Here is a 20873-nt window from a genome sequence, read left to right as displayed (position 1 = left end):
TAAACTGGAACCGCGCCGCTATATGTTCAGGCTTGGCTTGAATACCTGCTCGAATGTCGGCAGGATCTGGTCTTTGGGTGAAACAATCGGGTTTTCGACGCCCCATTGGATATTGAGGTAAGGATCGTCCCAGCGTAGGCCTCCTTCCGAAGCTTTGTGGTACAGCCCGGTGCATTTGTATTGAAAAATACTGTCTTCCAATGCGGCGAATCCGTGCGCGAAACCTTCGGGAATGTATACCATGTTTCCCTTTTCGGCGTCCAGCTCGAAAAGCTCATACTTGCCGAAAGTGGGCGATTCGGGCCTCAGGTCGACGGCTACATCGAGTACCTTTCCGACGATCACCCTTACCAGCTTGCCCTGGGCGTGCGGGGCACTCTGGAAATGCAGGCCGCGAACGACCCCTTTTTTCGAAAACGACTGATTGTCCTGCACGAATTCGTTGGTAAAACCCTGCGCTTTCCAGAGCTCCGAATTGAACGATTCGAAAAAGTGACCGCGTTCATCACCGAAAACTGCCGGAGTGATCAGCAGTACATCATGAAGGGATGTTTTGTTGAATTTCATGTTGCGTTGAGTAAATAGTTTTGAAATGATTTTCGTACTGATCTATGATTTTATTCCATTCATAGATGTGCTTGATTTTGTGAAGGTTATTGCCGACAAATGAGCTGTATTGTTGCTTGTCGACCGTGTCGACGCACTTGCTCACTTCCCCGGCATTGCTGAAATACAGCGCGTCCTTTTCAAGTATGGTGGAATTGAATTCGTTCTGATTGGCGCATATGAGCGCCTGCGACGCCATGGCTTCCAGCAGGGATGGATTGGTACCTCCCACCGAATGCCCGTGGAAATACAGGTTGGAATAAAACCGCAGATTATTCAGGACATTAATATCATAAATCCCGCCCACAAACCGGATATGCCCGAACGCCGCGTACTTGGTTTTCAGGTACTCGCCATAATGCGTGGCGTGCTTGCCTACCACCAGGAACGGCAGTTTTTTGCTTGCCTTCGAAACGCCTTCCAGGATCGTATCCACATTGTTTTCAGGTTCCAGGCGGGCGATCAGCATATTGTACCCATAAGGCGAAAGCTCATAGGAGGCCAGGCTGTCAATCTCCGGTTCTTCAAACGGAAATGCGCCGTAGGGGATATACGTAGATGGGATGTTGTATTTTTTTGTCAGGTAATCCTGAATGCCCAGGGAGTCGGCGATCCAGTGGTCGCTGTACACCGTACCCAGGTATTCGGCCCATTTCAGGAAGCTGCGTACCGGCTTGGAGTATTTGGTACGCTTCCATTCGAGACCGTCCATATTGGTAGTGATGATAGTATTTTTGCGCGGCAACAGCCATCCCCAGACCGTGCTGCTGGTGTAGCCCAATTGCAGGATAATGTCGTACGACTCTTTGCGGGTATGCAATATGCAGTTCAGGTCGTATACAAATTGGCCCGCAGTTCCCCATTTATCTTCCGGGTCGTTGCAATGCACGAGTTTGACGCCATTCCATTCCGACTTTTGATAAGGGTGCGAATGCGAGTTATAGACAGTGACATCATGCCCTCTCTCCACAAGCCCTTTGGCGAGGTATTCGGCAAACTGTTCGAATCCGCCATAATGATTGGGAATACCCCGGGTGCCGATAATGGCAAGTTTAATTTTGCGCATGGTCTCTCATTTTAATGGTTTTCGCCGGTATGCCTCCTATGACCGAGTTCCGGGGGAAAGATTTCGTGACTACGGATCCTGCTGCTACTACACAACCTTCGCCGATTTCAACGCCGTCCAGGATGATCGCGCCGGCGCCTATCCAGCAGTTGTTGTTTATTTTGACCCCTTTTCTGGATTCTCCCTGATCTTTAATGGGAATGTGCAGGGAATCGAAAATGTGGTTTTCTGAAAAAATCTTGACATCCGGGCCGATGATCACCGAGTCGCCGATCTCGATTCCTCCCTGGCCACCCAGGTATGCCCTTGCATTAATCCCGGTGTTGTTGCCGATCGATACACCCACGCCTTTGTGACGGATCACGCCCGAGCACACGACGATCGAGTCGCGTGCGATCGAGACATTATCGCCCGTGCGGAAACCGTTCTTGGAGAACGCGTTGATATGGACATTGTCCTCTATGATCGCATTCTTGCCCAGGCGTATGTTGTTCTTATGCCGGAGCTTCACGCGCGTACCTACGAATATGAGCCCTGTCGATTTTACAAAAGGTTTCAAAAGTAGTCCCCTGGCTATCTGAGATGCCCGGTGGATGAGAACCGCAGACGTGTCGTAAAGCGAAAGCTCGGACGAAAACTTATAGTTCGGGTCTTTTTTGAGAATACGTATGATCTTTTCGACTACCATGCATTTACACGTTTGCGGTCAGACTTTTTCCGTACACCACCTGCTCGAACGCTTCGATCAGACGGTTGTAATGCAGCTGCGACGAGTAATCGGAGACAAGCGTATTGTACGCCGTTTCACCCATTCGAATAGCTTGATCGCGGTTATTGATCATGTATTGAATCGATTTCCTGAGTGCCTCGACATCCCCCGGCGTAAAATGGATACCGGTTTCGTTGGACACGATAAGGTCTTTCAGACTCCCCAGATCGGACGCGATAACCGCTTTTTTGAATGCGTAACTTTCGAGTACGGCATTGGGCAGGTTGTCGTACCATTCCGACGGGCAAAGCGTGCAGAGGCAGTTTTGGAGGTATTTCGAAATGGCCGGGAAATCCAGTTTGCCGGTGAAAGTGATATTGTGCTTCTTGTCTTTCAGATAATCTTTCAGGAAGTCGTCGTAACCGTCCGTCGAGGAACCTACGATGGTAAGCTTGTAGGGCGTATTTTCAAATGCCTTAACCAGCGTCAGCAAGCCCTTGTCCGGGTCCACGCGGCCTACGTACAGGAAGTAATCCTCATAAGTCACATTTTGCGCCGCATCCTTTTTCATATTGAAAAACGTCGGGATGTGGGTAATTTTTTCTGCGGGTACGCCGAAGTCGACAAACTTGGAGACCGTGAAATTGGCAGGTATGATAAACGAAGTGATTTTATCCCTGGTTTTTCTGAAATCCTGTACTTTGAGGGCAAGTGCTTTCAGGATCGAGTTGGGGTAGGAATTGCTCGAACACTTGTTGGCAACCGCATTCCATTTCGAACCGTGGAGGCATTTCTCACAGATCTTTTGTTTCTGGTAGTCGTAGAAAATATTGTCGACGCATATGTGCGCAAAATCCGAGATACGCTGTATAACAGGTATTTTCAGGTCATAGGCTGCGTCGATGACGCTGCATGAGATCTTGTTCTGGAATTGCAGCACATAAACCAGGTCCGGCTTTACCTCTTTGAGCAGCCGCGTCATCTTCCTTTTCGCTTCGAAGGAGTAAATCATGCGGGAGGTAACTTTCGCAACCGTGCGGAAGTCCTTTTTATATTCATGTCCGTAAATCTCGTTTCCTGTCCCGATCGGGTCGAGGAAATACTCCTCGTAAGGGGTAGGCGTGTTCTTGTTGTGCTTCACGCTGAACGGGATCACTTCATGGCCGTTTTTGGTCAGCAGGTCCGTAATGTTGAACATATAACGTTCGGGCCCACCGGAAACGAAATACCGATAATTTACTAGTACGATTTTCATTGGATAAGATCTTGAAAGCTTTTAATGAGGTCAGTGTGATGCCAGTGATACCGGTGCGATTCCAAATGCTTCGTTGAGCACATCCAGCCTGGTCCGGTTGCCGGGTGCATACAGCGCGGCTTCGTGGTCGATCACATCGTCGACCGATTTGAACCTGTTACCGATTCTACGGGCTGGCACCCCGCCTATGATCGTGTAGGGCGGCATGCTTTTGGTTACGACGGCTCCTGCCGCAACAATACTTCCCCGCCCGATGGTCACGCCTTTCAGGATAGTTACATTGGTCCCGACCCAGACATCGTCCTCGATGCGGACGTCCTTATCGTCGTCGGGTCTTTTTTCGTTTTCGCCTACATCGAAAATAAACCGTCCTATGTGATAATAGGGGTGGCCACCTCCGCGAATGGTTACGTTAGGTCCGAAAAGAACCTTATTGCCGATATAGAGCTTGGCAATGTATAGTTTGAAGCTCGCCCTTTCATTGATATGGACGTCATCCCCGATGAAGATATTCTGGTAGACGAAGTCCGAGGACAGCGGATAAAATTTGACATTGCTACCGCAGCGGCCGAACCGCGGCTTGTAGATGTACGACAGCGACTTGTTTAATGCCTTGATGAAAAAGTCGATCCCGTAGGAGGTGAGTTTAAATATGACTTTCATACTATTCTTTGTTAACGTTGAGGAGTACTGATGCTGGCCCTGGTACCGTTACCGGATTTTCAGGTTTTTCAAATTTTTCGCGTTGATGATATGCTGTAACTGGCTGTCGTTTAGCTTCCGGCCCTGAAAATGGAAGTTGGTGAATGAAAGACTTTCAGATGGAAACTGGTCTGAGAAGCCCGAAAAATAGACCAATGTTTTTTGCCGGTCGAAGGGCTCGTTGAAATGGATATTATCGAACGTACAGTTCTTGTAAATCCACGGCTTCCCACGTCCTATATGGGCCTCGTTCCTTTTGCTCTTCCGGGTATTCTGCACATCCAGGAAACGCGTTACCGGGGTGTCGAAATAGATGTTGCGTACCGAAACGTCTTCGACGACGGCATCATCATTGTTTTTCATCATCCCCATGGCGTTGATGAACCCGCTGTTCTCGTTGGTATATTCCCATTCGGCGTGCAGGACATCGCAGTTCGATATTTTTACATTTTTGAGGGAATGCGGCGTCCAGCCGAACTGGAAGATACTTCCGGCCTGCAATTGCCAGAATACACATTCCGAAACGTTGAGGCTGTCTTTCACGTTGGGGACGATCGCATCGTCGTTCACGCGCAGAAAGCAGTCGGTAATAGCGATGTTCCTGCCCATTACCGTGACGGCGTCGTTGTTGAAGCGGAAGCCGTTGATCTTCACGTTGGATATCCGCGAATTGCTGGCATTCAAAAGAAGTACAAAAGCCGTTGCGTCCGTAATGGTAATGCCTTCGATCAGGTGACCGCTGCCCCCGTAAACGAATAGCGCCTTGTACCAGTTGCTGTTATGCTCGTAAGGGTTGATATCGTTCGTGGAAGGGTAGTGGTAGGGCCATCCGAGGTTGGTCAGTATACCCCGCCCGTTCACGGTGATCGCAGGTGCATTGCCGTTGCGGTTGCATTCGATATAACCCCGCACGATAGCATTCTCGGGAATGTAGATTTGCGTTACGTGTCTGGGTACGGTCCAGCGGCCAATGGTGGTCAGGCCCGCTCTGAAACAAATGGTCTTCTTGTCCGGCGGGATGTTCTTCAACGATGCAGAATCCCGCACCACCAGCACGGAAGCGTCTTTCAGGTCCGGAACCAGGTTCTGCTTTTCCGGATTATTGGCAAAAATCAGCAGCGGGTCGATGTTCCGGGGATCGTCGTTGAATTCCACTGAAACTTTCGATGCCTTCGTCATGCGCAGTGTGGCCTTTGCATTCTGGCCGGCATTTGCTGCAACCTGCGCCCGATAACCCAGGCGCGTCGGTCTCACGGCAGCTTTGCCTGCCTTTGAACCTATTTTATAGATTTGAAGGTCAGCCGCCTGATTCGGGGCGATCGTCAGATTGACATAATGAAATCTTTTACCTTTTTGCTTACCCCATTCTCGCTGCGGGCCTTCGTCGGCAGCCCGTGAGATGTAAACGGGGATCGAATCCAGCTTTCCTTGCGGATTTTTACGCAAAACGACATACCGGTCCGAGAGGAACGGGGCGAGGTCATTTTTACCGGGCTTTTGCAAAGAAGGTCCCCCGTGCTCCTGCATGCAGAAGCCTGCCGCCGGAAGGACCAGCGCCAGTAAGAGGATTTTGATGTTTGCAATTTGTCTCATGTTTTTAGTAGGTTGTTGTCTGCCCGGTTTCCAACAAACTATGCCAAAAGATAGGTGACCATCTCTTTCAGGTCCTTATCCTGCCGTTCTTTGATTTTTTCGTACCTGTTTTTACCCGCGATCGTAAAATTCCGGTGGGAATCGGGATCGGTAATTTGCAGGATCCTGTTTTTGATCTCCGCAATCGAATAGGGGTCGCTGTACAACACGCTGTCGCCGCATATTTCCATAATGGATGTAAACGGGCTTGTAATAACGGGTGTGCCTGCTTTCATCGCTTCCAGGGGAGGGTACCCGAACCCTTCGTTGAGGGTCATGTACAGGAAGGCAAATGCATTTTTGTAAAGCGTCTGCAAGAATCCTTCGCTGACGTATTTGTAAAAAATGAATCTGTCTTTGTTCTTTATCCTGCTCAGAAATATTTCGGGCTGGCTTACACCGGTCACAACCACCTGATGGCGCAATGCGGGTTGCTCTGAAAACAGCTGGTCCAGCGCTACGGCACTTCTAAGGTTGTTTTTCAGCCAGCGGTTGCCGCTGATCAGCAGGAAGTAGCCCGAAAGTGCAAAGCCTTTCGAATCGTCCTCGTCCCGGTTTTCGAACTCGGTTACGTCGGGGCTGTAAAACACCCGCGGTACTTCCCTAACAGCCGGAAAATGCGACAGAATGGAATACTTTGTATGGTTGGAAACGGCCAGCACATTGGTATTCTTCAATAGCGAGCCATAGCGTTCCAGATCACGGTTGTAAAGCTTCTTTTCCAAAAACTTGCGTGCAAGCAGGCCGGCCTTGCCTTTCATCCCGGTTTCATACCGGAGCGCGTCGAACGGGATTTTTGTTTCCAGTGTGCGCAAGCCGTGTATCGTGCCGTAAATCTCACACGCAGAATTCATGAGCGAGTTGAAGCCATACGAAATGGTACCCAGCGGCAATGCCGAATAAAACCGGTGGATCGATAACTCATTCACCACCTCCGGAAGGTTGCGGTTGGCTACGTCGATGAGCGTCACAGCGGCTGTTTTCGACTTTTCGCTGATTTCAGCGTCGAGCGGTTTCGAGGAATCGAACAATGCCCATATCGCCCAGCGACTGGTGTCAAAGTTTTCTATAAACTCGAAATAGATCTTTTTGGCGTATTTTCCTCCGCCGTGGTATGCTCCGCTTTCGTTAGGTTGCGAGGCCGTCAGGTCAAAGAGGAAGTTCTTCTTTTCTGTGTGGGCCATCGTTAAAATTTCAGTTTCCGTTTTGCGGTATACATATTGATAAACCACCAGCTTCCGCTGCTGAGCAATCCCACCATCACATTGGAAAAGCCCCGATGTGATTTCAGGTAATATTTCAGGCTGTTGTATTCGCAGTTGAGCATGAATAGCGAGGTACTGTGCCCGGTGGTGGATTGTGCCCCCAGGTGCACGACTTTTGCCTGCGGTACGAGCACCATCTTCCAGCCTTTTTTTCTGGCTTTCTCATGAATGATCGCCTCCTCGTAATACAGAAAGGTATGCTCGTCGAAGAATCCGATCTCCGCGAATTTCTGCGCATCGAACAGCATGCAGGAACCCGAGATAATATCTACATCGGTTACCTGATTAAGCGTGGGATACTTGATCATGTAATAGTATTCCTTCCGCCATTCTTCTGTTTTCAGCCATTTGCCGAAATAGGAAAACCGGAAAAAATCGAGTGGCCGGGGCCGGCGCTTTGCACAGTTGTAATCGATCCCGCCATCGCCTTTCAGCAGCAACGGGCCCGTGCAGATAATGTCATCGGCACCGGTCACGACGGCTTTGAGCTTATCGAGGGCATCGTCCGTGAACAGCGTATCATTGTTGAGCACCATCAGGTGGGTTGCACCGAGCTGGTACCCGATCCTGAGGCCTACATTGTTGCCCGCCGCGTATCCAGAATTGTTTTTGTTGTCTACCAGAAGAACGCCCTGCGAGAAATCCGTTTGGCCGGCCCAGTGACGAACCTGCGTTACCGGAGCGAGTTGCTTTTCGATTTCTCCGAGCGAACCGTTGTTGCTGGCGTTATCGACCACGATGATGAAATAATCGCGGCTATTGCTATCGAGGATACTTTTGATGCAATTGATCGTATCCTGATAGTTTTTGTAATTCAAAATGACGATTGCTGTGGTGTTTTTCACTGACGTTGAGTTTTGTTGGCATTACCTGACCGCAAATGGCACCTGGGCCAATGCAGGCTTCGGCGCTTTTCGGGCGGGTAGCTTGATTCTGATATTTTTTACCTGTACCAGGAACAATATGAGGAACAGGTAAAATGTCGATTGAATACCGGTAAAGACGATGAAAATACAATAGGACGCCAGGAATGTACTGAGCAGCGCCGTTTCAAGCGAGAGCGATTTTCCGGCCCTGCGCGACAGTTCGTGCGCGACCCTGAACAAGCCGATGAACAGCGCAATCCAAAGGATCAGTCCAACAATGCCCGTCTCGACGAGCGACATGAAAACCACACTTTCGAACCCGGCAAGCACAGGGTGTATACCATATTTCGAACTGTAATAAGCGGTGTATCCCTGCCCGAGACCGAACATCGGCGACGATTCGATCATGTCAAACGAGCCGTGGAGCTGATTGACGCGCAAGTCGACAGTAGACCCTTTTACCGCACCCGTTTTCTGATAGGTATCGTCCCAGAAATAAACCGTACTCTCAAAGAAAGACTGATACTTGCTGAATGAAGGAACCAGGTAAATCAGTCCGGCCACGAAAGTGAAAATGCCCAATCCATAGGCAACCAGGCGCAATTTCAATCTTACATTGCTTGCCATGAAATAGTATCCGATACCGAATAGCAATGCAAGCAATGCCGCACGGCTTCCGCTGAATACCACGTTGAGGAAAAGCAGGGCCAGCAGCGAAATGGTGTAGTAAACCGACGCCCGGCGGCTGGACAGGGTAATGAAGTAGAATAGCAGCATACAGGCCCCTCCCCAGATCAGCGGGTGCAGCATTGTGCCCTGGATCCTCCCGGCGATACCTGCCCGTTGCTCTTCCATGAAGCCCAATGCATTCATTTTCGGAGAATAGATCAGGTTCATCAGGCTCACGTAGGGGTTGGTAAGGGTAACATAGCAAAACAACCCGTACACGCCCATGAGGACCACGCTGTATCCTATGATTTTGACGAACTGGCGGATGTCCTCTTCTTGGTTATAGATGATCCAGCCGATAACGCCGAGGGTAACTTCGGTGTAGATGAACTGCATCAGACTGCTGATGCTCTGCACGGCAGTCAGCTTCCCGCCCAGAAATGTCAGCACCAGCGAGGCGCCCAGAAAAAGGGCGAGAGGCTTCAAGGTTGACCGGGTGAATGGGGGTACCTTTAATTTTTTTGTGATAAAATTCAGGATAGTAATCCCGATGATCATCAGAATGAAGCAGGAGTTCAGGCTTATCTCGGCCACTTTCAGATCTATTCTCACAACCGGAGGGATCAATAGCCGGAAGGCTACCACCAACGCAAAGCCGGTTTGTATCCGATAGTAGGATACAACGGCCGTGGCGATGAATATGAAAAGAAAAATGAAGCTGATCATAACGAAAACTTGTCAGGCAGGGCGGGTGGCTTAGTTGTTAAGCACCTGCACCATGCGTTCAAATGATTTTTCTACTTCGCGCATCTGAAGAGCGCGTGATTCCGCGAGTTTTTCAGGGCTTACCTGAATGGCCAGCTTGAATTGGTCTACCATTTCGTTGATCTGCACCACCCGGTTCATAGGCTCCACACCCCACGAGTCTAGGTAGCTGTTTAGTTTTAATACAGACAAACCAATGTACGGACGTGCAAAGCTCATGGCTGTAATAGCGCCGTGCAAGCTCGTTCCCATGTAAGCTTTACTGTTGGCGATGAGGTACATAATGTTCCAGATATTTACATCGCTGAATAACACGCTCTTTTCTTTCATAAGCGGCCGGATATTGCCCAGGGCAATCTGGTCGTCATGGTTAAGCGCCGTGCCGATAGGGCAGAAGCATATTTTCGTTCCGGTTTCTTTTGCAATGCGGTCGAGGTTGGCGGCGATCTCCGCTTCATGGCCTTTGCCGCGGCTCCAGTTGATCTGGAAAAACAGATATTCCCCGGCATTATCACGGACATACTCCGATATTTCCGACGAAACAGCCAATGCCAGTTCTTCCACCGGGAAAAACTTCGACATAAGAATCGCCGAATCCGGCACGAGCTTGGCGACGATCCCTTTGGCCATCAGGTTTTTGGTCGTCACTTTGTCGCGTACGGCCAGGTAATCGACCTGCTCGAGGGTGGTTGAGAGTTCTTTCTCTTTTTTAGGAGCTTTGGCGCTGATTTTGGAACCTCCCAGGGAATTAAAAATGACCGTCTTCACATTCTTGAAATTGTCCTTCGAAAAGGTGAAAGGCAGGTTGGTTTCCCCTTTCAGCATTTTCCGGGCTACCCAGTCCGAATCGATCGGAAGGTTGAACTTGTTGACTACCCGGCAGAACAATTGGAAGGAAGGATTAAGTGCTGCAAGCAGCGAGGTCCAGGTCGCATCGATTGCCTCTCCGCCGGCTATGATCACACTTACCTTATCGCTGCCATGGTTGCAGTTCTGGTAAAAATCAAGAATGTTGTGTGTGGGCTTGCCTCCGAGGGCGCTGAGGTCGCTGTTAACAATACCATAATAGTTCAATGTATTACGGTGCGGATAGGTGCCCAGCTCTTTCTCGATAATAATGGGAAAAAGAAGGTCTCCGTAGTTAAACCGGTCAAATGCGCCGATGACAAGAATCTGACTCATGAATGCTGATATTATAAGTTAGCTAATGGTTTTCGCAAGTTGTTTTGCCTTGGGAAAACTCAGGATTTTTGAAATTAACTTGGTGATAATGGCTTTTTCATCCTTGCAAAGCCCCGCCAGCAAAATGCCCGCAATGCAGGCGGTAGCGGAGGCTGCAATGGTAAACAAGGGACGCCATTCATGCACGATATAGGTTGTACACGTGGCCGCCGTGGCTATTGCCGCCAGCGTAGGGATCACTTCCTTACTTAGCACATTGCGGAAATATTCGCGTACCGACATGGATGCCAGCTTTTGAAGCAGTACAATGCGGAACCCGCATGCTATCAGCTCCGTGGCGATGGATACCCACATTACCGAATAGGGCTGGAACCCGGTTCTCAGTAACACATAAGCAATCGGAAGATTGAGCAACAGCGTGGAGCCTACGATGATCTGGTACACTTTGACTTTGCCCACCGCCTGTATCGCCGATTGCAAGCCGATGGTCAGCTGGTTGGCGCAAATGTTGATCAATGAAAGCTGGCAAAAGATGACCGTGTAATCCGGTACGGTTTTCAGCCAGAATGCCAGGATGGCTTTCATCTCAAAAATGCAGGGAATTGCCAGGATGGCCATCATAAAGAAGCCAAACTTGCTGGCGATCATCGACAGGCGCAGCATCCGCTCCCGGTCGTTAGCCCCTTCACTCTTCATGATCTGGGGGTTCACTGCCCTGAGCATCGTGGAAGAGAAGAATGCAAGCTGGCCCGAAACCTGATTGGAAATACCGTAAGCGGCATTGATGACCGTTCCAAACGAAAGGTTCAATAAAACCGCAAGCCCCTGGTTACGTCCCACCGAACATAGCGAGCCAAACAGGTTCCAACCCGCAAAAGAGGTCAGTTCCTTCATCAAACCACGGTTTACCAGTGATCCGACATGATTGATCCTGCATTCGGGATATTTCAGATAGCAATAGACCGCGTACAAGATGAAGCTGGCAATGGCCACAAGCATTGTGAAAATAGCGTAGATGATCAGCCTGTCGCCCGCGGCCGAAGCCAGAAACAATGCAGTGGCTAGCCGCAACAGGCTTTCGACGATATTCACAACCGCCACCCAAGCCATGTTTTCATGGGCGATCAGCGATCCGTTGAACGGCACCGCGAACACTGTAAAGAATACAGTTCCCGACATGAAGTGGTAAATCGTCTTCGCCGACCCGATCCTTTCGGCCGGTATATTCAGGAAGTTGTCGAAGAGAAAAAGGCCCGCAATTTCCAGTATGGCTACCAGCACGACCCCAATGACAAGGTGCAGCAAAAGGCTATTGGCAAAAACCGACCGCTGCATATCCAGGTCATTCTTCCCCTGGTAGAAGGAAAGAAACCTTTGGGTGGAGGTAGCCATTGCGTTGTTCAGGAACGACAACATGGCTATGACACCGGCAATGAGGTTGAAAATGCCATAGTCGGTACTTCCCAGTGCATTCAGGATCAGACGGGTTGCATACAGGGATATGCCCATGGTGAGGAACATTCGCCCATATGATATGCCTGTGTTGAGTATGACCTTGCTGGCTGCTTTCACTTCAATCTTTCGTTACTTTCCTGTAATGTGTGAGCTTTTCGTAGCGGAAGCATCAGTGCACTTCCTGCGCATAGAAATAGTTTTGGAACCATCTGGCAAACTCCTGGATTCCCTCTGTAAGCGGAACGTTCGGTGTATAACCGGTGATGCGCGTCAGGTTGTCCTGGCTTGCCCATGTTTTAGGCACATCGCCGGCTTGCATAGGCATATAGTTTTTGACGGCCTCTTTTTCGAGCCCTTTTTCCAGTTCGGAAATAAAATCCATGAGGTTCACCGGCGATCCGTTACCGATATTCAGAACACGGTAGCGAAGGCCCGATTCGAACGGTGTGCCTGTTACCTGCACGATCCCGTTCACGATGTCGCCCACGTAGGTAAAGTCGCGCTCCATTTCACCGTTGTTGAAAACCTTGATAGGCTTTGAATCGGATATGGCTTTGGCAAAAAGCATAGGTGCCATATCGGGGCGTCCCCACGGACCGTACACGGTGAAAAACCGCAGACAGGTAACCGGGATATCGTACAAATGCGCATAGGCGTGAGCCATTAGTTCATTGCTTTTCTTGGTAGCCGCATAGAGGCTCACAGGAGAATCCACTTTATCGTCTTCCGAGAAAGGGATTTTGGCATTGGCGCCATATACCGATGATGACGATGCGTGCACCAGGTGCTTCACCGCGAAATGGCGGCACGCCTCTAACAGATAATGGAAGCCGATAATGTTGGATTGCACATAAACGTCGGGGTTTTCAATGGAATACCGAACGCCGGCCTGTGCGGCAAGATTGATGACGTAGTCGAATTTTTCGGATTGGAAAAGACTGAAAAGCTGTTGCTTGTCTTCCAGGTTCATCCGGACGAACCGGTAGTTCGGGTTGGTGTAACTTTGGACCAGGCTGTACCATTTGATATTTTCCTGATCGATGCCTGCCTCCGTGAGGCGGGCATATTTGAGCTGGGGAGAGTAATAGTCGTTGATGTTGTCAAGACCTACTACTTCGAATCCATCACCGAGAAGCTGGTTGACGGTGTGAAAGCCGATAAATCCGGCGCTGCCTGTTACTAAAACCTTCATCATGTTGAGTAAAATTTTGTTGTCCTAAAAATCGACATCCGGAATCTGCCCTGATGCCCTCCGGCCGGCCGTCTCCTAAACGAGCTCTTCCGCGTTGATCGAGTCGCGACCGATGCTGTAATACGCAAAACCTGTTTCCTTGATCACGGAAAGGTCGTACAGGTTTCTGCCGTCGAAAATGACTTTGTTGTTCATCAGCTTGCCCATCTTCTCGAAATCGGGTGTGCGAAACTGGGGCCATTCGGTAAAGATCATCAATGCATCGGCCTCGTCCAGTGCCGCGTAAGGCGTGTGGCAATAGGTTATCTCGGGAATGAGTTTGGCGACATTGTTCATCGCTTCCGGGTCGTAAGCTGTCACCCGCGCACCCAAAGCGAGCAATGCCTTGATATTTTCCAGGGCGGGTGCCTCACGGATATCGTCCGTATTTGGTTTGAAAGCCAGGCCCCACACCGCGATGGTCAGCCCACGCAGATTCCCGTCGAAATGGTCGGTCAGGGTAGGGATCAGTCTTGTTTTCTGGTCTTCGTTCACGGCCATAACGGCTTCCAGCGTACGGAAGTCATAGCCATATTCGGTCGAAGTCTTAGCCAGCGCCTGCACATCCTTGGGGAAACAGCTTCCACCGTAGCCGATGCCTGCAAACAAAAAGCGCTTGCCGATGCGGCTGTCGGTTCCGATGCCTTTACGGATATCGTCCACATTCGCACCCACGCGCTCGCACAGGTTGGCGATCTCGTTCATGAATGTGATTTTCATCGCCAGGAAAGAGTTGGCTGCATATTTGGTCATTTCCGCTGAACGTTCGTCCATGAAAATGACCGGGTTGCCCTGCCTTACCAGGGGCGCGTAAAGCTTTTCCATCACCTTTTGCGCGCGCTCCGAAGTAGTCCCGATCACCACGCGGTCAGGCTTCATGAAGTCTTCGATAGCCACGCCCTCGCGCAAAAACTCAGGATTGGATACCACGTCAAACTCGACATTCGCATTCCGGGCGATAGCTGCCTGCACTTTTTCGGCAGTGCCTACCGGAACGGTGCTCTTATCGACGATCACGGCGTACTGTTCCAGTATCGGGCCCAGGTCGTTGGCGACTCCCAGAATGTATTTCAGGTCGGCAGAACCATCTTCGCCCGGAGGCGTGGGAAGGGCGAGGAAGATAACCTCGGCACCCTTGATACCTTCGGTCAGGTTCGTCGTGAAGTCAAGGCGTCCTTCGGCGATGTTTCTTTCGAAAAGAACATCGAGCCCTGGCTCGTAAATAGGTATTTCGCCTTTTTGAAGACGGGCAACTTTATTTGTATCGATATCGATGCATGTAACCTGATTTCCCGTTTCAGCGAAACAAGTACCTGTTACAAGACCAACATAGCCGGTTCCCACCACTGCTATTTTCATGTCTTTATCTAGTAAGATTGATTAATGTATCTCCAATTATCGCTGATGGCGAGCGCAAATCAGCTGCAACTCTTGATGCCCGACGGGCGTTGCTGGATGGATGTTGCCCGGAGGACTTCCAGGGACTGGATTGAGTGGTTTTCTTTTCATAAATAACGTTGAGTTTATAATTACGGCATCAGCCCTGGGGCTTATCCGTTTTCCGGGTGTTGATCGCCGGATCTTGTAACTAAAAATAGTCTAATTTTGTGATCCGCCGCAACCTTTCGTTAAAAGTCTTCGATAATTGCAATTCTTGCTTGAATTGATATTAATCCCCGGGCATTTTGTAATCCTTCGCAGGTAAATCCCCGGGGAATTCAATATTCAATATCTTAGCTTTTTCCAACTAGTTTCTTGAAACGAGAGCCCACGGCCTTCACAGCGCCTTCCGATTCTTCGGCATAGTAACCGTAGCCGTATCCGCCGTATCCGTAGCCATATCCGTACCCTACACCGTAGTTCACGCCGTTAAAGATTACAGACAGGTTCGTAAATCTCCGCATACGCTGCAGTTCGCCGATACGCTTCAGGTGATCGTGGATCGTGTAGTTGAACCGGACGATATACAGCGTGGCATCCACATGCTCGGCGATCAGGGCCGAGTCGGTCACGAGGCCGTAAGGAGGGGAGTCGATCAATATATAATCGTATTTCTCGCGCAATTCGGCCAGGAGTACCGGCAAGCGTCCGTTGCTTAGCAGCTCCGACGGGTTCGGCGGGATTGGCCCGCTGGTCAGTACGTCGAATTTTGGATGGACACCCGTGTTCTGAATGAAATCCTCATAATGCCCTTGTCCGATCAGACAGTTGGATGCCCCGAATTTATTAGGCACCATCAGGCGATCGTGGAGCGTCGGTTTGCGCAGGTCAAGCCCGATCAGCAACACTCTTTTATCGGAATATGCAAGGCTGGCCGCAAGGTTGATACTGACGAAGCTCTTTCCTTCACCACCAATGGAGGAAGTGAACATCAGCACCCGGCAGCTGCCGTCGCCCAGGTATTGCAAATTCGTTCTCAGTGCCCTGAATTGCTCTGCAACGGCACTTCTACTGGTCATTTTAATAATGGATTCCTCGCCAGGCAGTCCGTTCACCTGTACTTTCATCTGTCCGATTTCGCCCAGGATCGACGAATGCGTTACTTTTTCGATCTCTTCGCGTCGCTGAACGGTGTTGTTAAGCATAAACAGGAGGTTGATCAGCAACACCGGAATGATGATCCCGATCACGCCTGCGCCGAGCCATACCACTGCCTTCTTGGGCTTGATAGGATTGAATGTAGCAATAGGGGCATCGATCAACCGGCTGTCGGTCACCGTTGAGGCATATGCGAGTGCGGTTTCTTCCCTTTTCTTCAACAGGTACAGGTACAGTTCCTCCTTAATGGATTGCTGGCGCTTGATGCCAACGAATTCTCTTTCCTTTTTGGGAATGCTGCGCAGACCGGCAGAGAACCTTGTATTGATGTTTTCCAGGTTCTTTTTGGTGACAGCCATCCCGCGTTTCAGGTTTTGCACGTTTTCGCGGATCGACTGGCGGGTACCGGCAAGCTGGGTATTGATTGTTTCCAAAAGCGGGTTGTTCGGCGAGGTCGTACGGGCGTACCTTTCACGTTGAAGTTCGAGTTCATTGAACTTCGTCAGCAACGATACCAATACAGGGTCGTCGATCATATAGGTCGCCGGGGCAACGGCGCCTTCACCGGCATTCTGGATGTAGTTGTCGACACTTTCCAGGATGCTGATTTTGGTATTTACCTCGTTCAGTTTGGTGTCGTTCTCTTTGATGTTCTCAAGGAAAAGCTGCGATTCCGCGCTAATATCAGTGATACCCTGGTTGGTTTTGTAGGATTCTACATCTCTCTCAACGTCGCCAAGTTCCCCGGTGATCAAACCGAGACGGTTTTCAATGAATTTCAGGGTGTTGCTCGCTTCGCTGTTTTTGTCGCTCAATGAGGATTGCACATACACGTCCAGGAGCTTGTTGAGCACGTCCTTCGAACGTTGAACATTGGAATCTTCATAGGTCAGTTCCAGTACGGTGCTTTTGATGTTTGGCTGTTCAACCGACAACCGTTTCAACATATTTTCGGCCAGGTTTTCGACATCGGTGAAATGTACCTTCAAATCCTGAACATCCGACTGGGCACCCTTTGTAATCACAAATGCACCCCAGGCATTATTGAAACGCTGGTTGAAAGTAAAAATCTTGTCTTCGTCATTGAAGCGGAAATGCGTGCTGTCTTCAATGTGTATGGTCATCGGCTCCTGGAAACCGAAAGGGGTAATCACTTCGGCCTTAATTATGACCGGACTTGTTTTATAGAGGTTAACGGTACGCAAACCTTCTTTGGCCGTGTAGGACACGTCCAGTGTGAGCTCTTTGATCACCTGCTCCATCAGGGTTTGGGACTTGATCACTTCAAGTTCGTTTTCAACGAGCTTGTTGCCCCCGAACTGGGAACTCAGCTCGGTAAGAATATCGCCCTGAGATCCGCCAAGCCCTTTTTTCTCGTCCTTGATCAGGATCGTGGTTTTGGTGCTGTAAACCGGCTGGGTGATTTGGAGATAAAAGAAGGCAACTGTGAATGCGAGAACCAGAAATACAGGGAAGAGATACCAGTACCGGAAATACCGGGCGATGTACTCGTTAAGGTTGAAGTCCTGCTCGTCGTCGAGAAGTTCCTGGTCGGCAGAAGTGGCGTGATGATTCATATGTTGAGTAAATTATCGTAAAGCGGCAGAACGCGGCCGGGTAACTAAAAACGCTACTTTGTAAAATTGAGAATCAGGATACCCAAGGTTCCGACTGCCGCAACGATGGATGTTACAATCGGTACCAACTGTACATTTCGGTCGGTAGCATTGATCCTGGTTTTAATGGGTTCGACATACACTACGTCGTTCTTATGCATGTAGTAATACGGGGATTCGAATATGTTACGGCTCGTCAGGTCGATTCTTGCGTATTCTCTTTTACCATTTTCCTCCCGGATTACCATCACATTGGTCCTTTTTCCGTAAATGGTGAGGTCACCTGCAAGGCTTAGCACTTCGGGCAGGGATATTTTTTCGTCCGGGATCACATACACAGCCGGACGTACCACTTCGCCCAGGACGGATACCTTGAAGTTCAGGTTTCTTACGATTACGGTAGGTTCTTTCAGATAGTTTTGGAGGCGGATCCGGATCGTATCGGCGGCTACTGTCGTGCGCATGCCGGCTACTTTCAATTTCCCGACCAGCGGAATCTCGATCGTACCGTCAGAATCTACCAAATAACCCAGTGGTTGCAGGCGGGCACCCCCGCCCGTTGTCGAATAGTTGGTGCTGGCGGTGGTGAAGGTATTGGGTGTATTAAAAACTTCGTTGGCCTCTGTGTTCAAACTTCCCACGACTATGGAAAGAAGGTCGTTCGACTGGATAGTCGGGACATATTTTTGGCTGATTTCCTGGGAAGAGTAGCGTGCGGAGTCGCCTTGGAAATATACAATAGACTTGGTAGACGCGCAGGAACTCATTCCTGCTATTATCACGACACAAATGAAAAATAACAAACCGTTGATTCGCTTCAAGTTTGCAGGGCGCATATTCATATTATTACGTTGAGTAAGAAATGTGTTCTTTGTTAAGTATTTGTTAATCAGTATTTTGATTTTATTTTCTGAGATTTTTTGTGATTTTTCGCCAGGCGCTGCTACTCCTTTTTTGAAGTGTTCGCCAAGGGGAAATTGAGCGTTCAATTTGGCGATTCTTGGTAATGTGCAATCCTTTTGTCGATGAAAGTGCATTACAAATATAGAATAAATTCAATTATGGTTGTAGGATTTCAATAAGTTTTTCATTCTGAAACGGATATTTGGACAGCCATCGGTTCTTGTCACCTTTCGCGATCATGTTCAAATGTGCCATTTTATGAGCGTCAGAGCCTAAAAATGTAATCAATTGATTTTCAAGCAACCACTCGGCCATCTTATTTACATTAGGCCCATAATAATTTCCGAGGGAAAGAGCATTGACCTGCAACTCACATCCCTGGTCGACAAGCTTCCTGAAAATGGACGGGTCCGAATAAAAGTACGTATACCGCTCAGGGTGAGCGAGTACCGGCTGATAACCTTTCTCAATAATGGTGAAAAGTAGTTCCGAAGTATTCATCAGGGGTGTCGAGTAGGGGAGCTCCACCAATACCCGGTTGCCGGGCAGGGTCAATAGCTGCTCACCATTGCGAAGCATTTCTACAAAATGTTCGTCGAGGAAGTACTCCGCGGCTGCATCGATTTGAATATCGATCCCGGCAGCGGAACAGGCCGCCCTCAGGGTTTGAAGTCCTTCCATGATAATGGCAGGGGTGTTCCGGTAACAGTCCCAAATTACGTGCGGGGTCGTTACCAGCCGCGAGTAGCCCAGCGACTTCATCTTCACGATCATCTCCATCGATTCTTCGACCGTCTGGGCACCGTCGTCGATACCCGGGATGAGGTGTGAATGAATGTCGATGCCAATTCTGTTCAACTGAATCGGTTCGACCGACTTCTCTTTTCCAAATAGCCAGTTCAGCATAAATCAGAATGTTTTGGACAGCTTAAGTTGCAATCCGAACGAATTATTAAGCAATCTTCCCTGGTCCAGCGCCGCTGTCCCGGAAACTCTCATGTTGTTTTTCAAAGCCCGTCCGACCTCCACAAAGCCGGAAAACTGGTTGGTAGGTTCGAAGAAACCATATATGGGTTGCGTGTGTGTTTCACCGGTGGTGTGTCCCTGCGGGCTGGTCCCGAAGGTTCCGTAGTTGATCGAGTAGGTCAGCCTCGCGAGCATGTTCCACTCGTTAAAGTCGACATCCCCCCCGGCGTGAAAGGCAATCACACGGTTGTTGGCGAAATAATCCTTCGGGTAATGAGGCTGGCCCGGACGCATATCCTTCTGGGCAGTAATCAGCGGATTGCCAAGGCCCGTTCCGTTGTAAGACCAGCCTTCCGTATACATGTAATTGTTGTAATAATCTTCATCACCCGACGGCGTTACTTTCGACCAGGTCTCGCCGCCCTGATTTTTAGTCAGGAGCACTTCCAGCAGAAGCTTATTCCATTTTACACGTTTGCTGTCGGTCCTGGTATTGGTAAGGCTTATCCCGTGAAGGCCGTCCATGACGTTGGACAGGTGGGCTAGTCCGCCTACTTCATAGAATGTCTGCCGGTATATCAAAAGCCGTGAATTTTTCAGGGCGTATTCCAGGCCCAGGTCAATGGAGCCTATATGGTTTCCGACCTTGCTCCAATTCCAGACTTTTCCCAGGACAATGTATTCATAGGTTTTCCATTCGGAGAGGTTGAACTTCTTGTTGCGGAAACTACGTTCGGACCACACATATTTTTCATCCCCAAAAAACACCTGGTGATTAAACCCGCCATACAGTTTCAGCTTGCTCGCCGGCTTCCCGAGTCGCACGTAAAGCGACTTCTGGTGGAACTGCGTTGTCGTCATATTGGTATCTCCGTATTGCACCGGCGTCTTCCCGATCCAACCGTGCGCGAAATTGCCCTTAAATGCCACAAATCGTCCCAAAAACGGGATGGCGTAATATTCTGGAATCGAAATCTCGACTTTGGGGATTCCCAGTGCATTGCCTGAGATTGCGTAATTTCCGGACGTCAGCAATGTGTCCGATAATCCCATTACTTGTTTGATACGTCCGCCTTGCAGTTGGAATATCCCGATGCGAAGCTTTCCGTATCCTTCGATGAGCGTCAGATTGGAGCCTTTTCCTGCGTTGCCGCGCACCTGGACGCCTGCGCCCCAGTCGAAAAGTTTGGTGCGGGAAGTATCGTAATCCACGCGTGCACTGCCTATCAGACTTGCCGAAGCGCCTGACAGTGGAACACTTCCGAATTGATTGGAGCGCATCCAGAAGGGAACCTGGTCGTTGGATGTGTAGCCGGCCTGGCCTTCAAGGCCGAATCGGACGTATGGGAATTGGGCCTTAGCTTCAAGGAGGGGGGTTAAGCACACAAGTGCTATCAGTATTTTTTTCATGTTTTACGTTGAGTACAAGCAAAGTTACTGACTCCGG

The 20873-nt window shown here is 49.6% G+C and carries 17 protein-coding genes; all 17 read right to left on the bottom strand.

Going from position 1 to position 20873, the window contains the following annotated elements; genetic code table 11:
* Positions 1-18: 18 nt before the first annotated feature.
* The 17 genes from rfbC to BLQ88_RS04145 all read right to left on the bottom strand — a co-directional run bounded on the left by rfbC (position 19) and on the right by BLQ88_RS04145 (position 20836).
* The gene (gene rfbC, locus BLQ88_RS04225; protein WP_090147016.1) at positions 19-567 is read right to left on the bottom strand and encodes a dTDP-4-dehydrorhamnose 3,5-epimerase; all 549 of its coding nucleotides are present in this window, start codon (positions 565-567) and stop codon (positions 19-21) included.
* Positions 539-1672, bottom strand: coding sequence for a DUF1972 domain-containing protein (locus BLQ88_RS04220; RefSeq protein WP_218132888.1), 1134 nt, complete (start codon positions 1670-1672; stop codon positions 539-541). The genes rfbC and BLQ88_RS04220 overlap by 29 nt, the downstream gene beginning before the upstream one ends.
* Positions 1659-2360, bottom strand: a complete 702-nt coding sequence (locus BLQ88_RS04215) for an acyltransferase (protein WP_090147015.1) — start codon at positions 2358-2360, stop codon at positions 1659-1661. Before BLQ88_RS04215 ends, BLQ88_RS04220 begins: the two co-directional genes overlap by 14 nt.
* A 4-nt stretch (positions 2361-2364) precedes the next feature.
* Positions 2365-3636, bottom strand: coding sequence for a glycosyltransferase family 4 protein (locus BLQ88_RS04210; protein ID WP_090147013.1), 1272 nt, complete (start codon positions 3634-3636; stop codon positions 2365-2367).
* Between the two features lie 30 nt (positions 3637-3666).
* Positions 3667-4299, bottom strand: a complete 633-nt coding sequence (locus BLQ88_RS04205; RefSeq protein WP_090147011.1) for an acyltransferase — start codon at positions 4297-4299, stop codon at positions 3667-3669.
* Between the two features lie 48 nt (positions 4300-4347).
* A complete protein-coding gene (locus BLQ88_RS04200; RefSeq protein WP_090147009.1) occupies positions 4348-5931 on the bottom strand; it encodes a glycoside hydrolase family protein in 1584 nt (527 codons plus the stop codon).
* A gap of 38 nt (positions 5932-5969) precedes the next feature.
* Entirely contained in the window at positions 5970-7154 is a 1185-nt protein-coding gene (locus tag BLQ88_RS04195; RefSeq protein ID WP_090147007.1) for a glycosyltransferase, read from the bottom strand.
* Between the two features lie 2 nt (positions 7155-7156).
* Complete coding sequence (locus BLQ88_RS04190; protein WP_090147005.1) at positions 7157-8080, bottom strand: glycosyltransferase; 924 nt, start codon at positions 8078-8080, stop codon at positions 7157-7159.
* Positions 8081-8101: 21 nt separating this feature from the next.
* The gene (locus BLQ88_RS04185) at positions 8102-9496 is read right to left on the bottom strand and encodes an O-antigen ligase family protein (protein WP_090147003.1); all 1395 of its coding nucleotides are present in this window, start codon (positions 9494-9496) and stop codon (positions 8102-8104) included.
* A 30-nt stretch (positions 9497-9526) separates the two neighbouring features.
* Positions 9527-10717, bottom strand: a complete 1191-nt coding sequence (locus tag BLQ88_RS04180) for a polysaccharide pyruvyl transferase family protein (RefSeq protein WP_090146993.1) — start codon at positions 10715-10717, stop codon at positions 9527-9529.
* A gap of 18 nt (positions 10718-10735) precedes the next feature.
* A complete protein-coding gene (locus BLQ88_RS04175; RefSeq protein WP_229212568.1) occupies positions 10736-12226 on the bottom strand; it encodes a hypothetical protein in 1491 nt (496 codons plus the stop codon).
* A gap of 115 nt (positions 12227-12341) precedes the next feature.
* Positions 12342-13364 carry an NAD-dependent epimerase/dehydratase family protein gene (locus BLQ88_RS04170; protein WP_090147130.1) on the bottom strand — a complete coding sequence of 341 codons (1023 nt, stop codon included), beginning with the start codon at positions 13362-13364 and terminating at the stop codon, positions 12342-12344.
* A gap of 75 nt (positions 13365-13439) precedes the next feature.
* Positions 13440-14762 carry a UDP-glucose dehydrogenase family protein gene (locus BLQ88_RS04165; RefSeq protein WP_090146990.1) on the bottom strand — a complete coding sequence of 441 codons (1323 nt, stop codon included), beginning with the start codon at positions 14760-14762 and terminating at the stop codon, positions 13440-13442.
* Between the two features lie 374 nt (positions 14763-15136).
* A complete protein-coding gene (locus BLQ88_RS04160; RefSeq protein ID WP_090146988.1) occupies positions 15137-17518 on the bottom strand; it encodes a GumC family protein in 2382 nt (793 codons plus the stop codon).
* Between the two features lie 53 nt (positions 17519-17571).
* Positions 17572-18324 (bottom strand): polysaccharide biosynthesis/export family protein, encoded by a 753-nt coding sequence (locus tag BLQ88_RS04155; RefSeq protein ID WP_229212567.1) that lies wholly within the window; start codon positions 18322-18324, stop codon positions 17572-17574.
* A gap of 292 nt (positions 18325-18616) precedes the next feature.
* Positions 18617-19366: a tyrosine-protein phosphatase gene (locus BLQ88_RS04150; RefSeq protein ID WP_090146986.1), complete on the bottom strand. Its 750-nt coding sequence runs from the start codon at positions 19364-19366 to the stop codon at positions 18617-18619.
* Between the two features lie 3 nt (positions 19367-19369).
* Positions 19370-20836, bottom strand: a complete 1467-nt coding sequence (locus BLQ88_RS04145) for a capsule assembly Wzi family protein (RefSeq protein ID WP_090146984.1) — start codon at positions 20834-20836, stop codon at positions 19370-19372.
* Positions 20837-20873: the final 37 nt, after the last annotated feature.

Source organism: Dyadobacter soli (genome assembly GCF_900101885.1).
GTDB classification, from domain to species: Bacteria; Bacteroidota; Bacteroidia; order Cytophagales; family Spirosomataceae; genus Dyadobacter; species Dyadobacter soli.
Note: the sequence above shows the minus strand (reverse complement) of the source record. Positions and strands in the feature narration are given on the sequence as shown.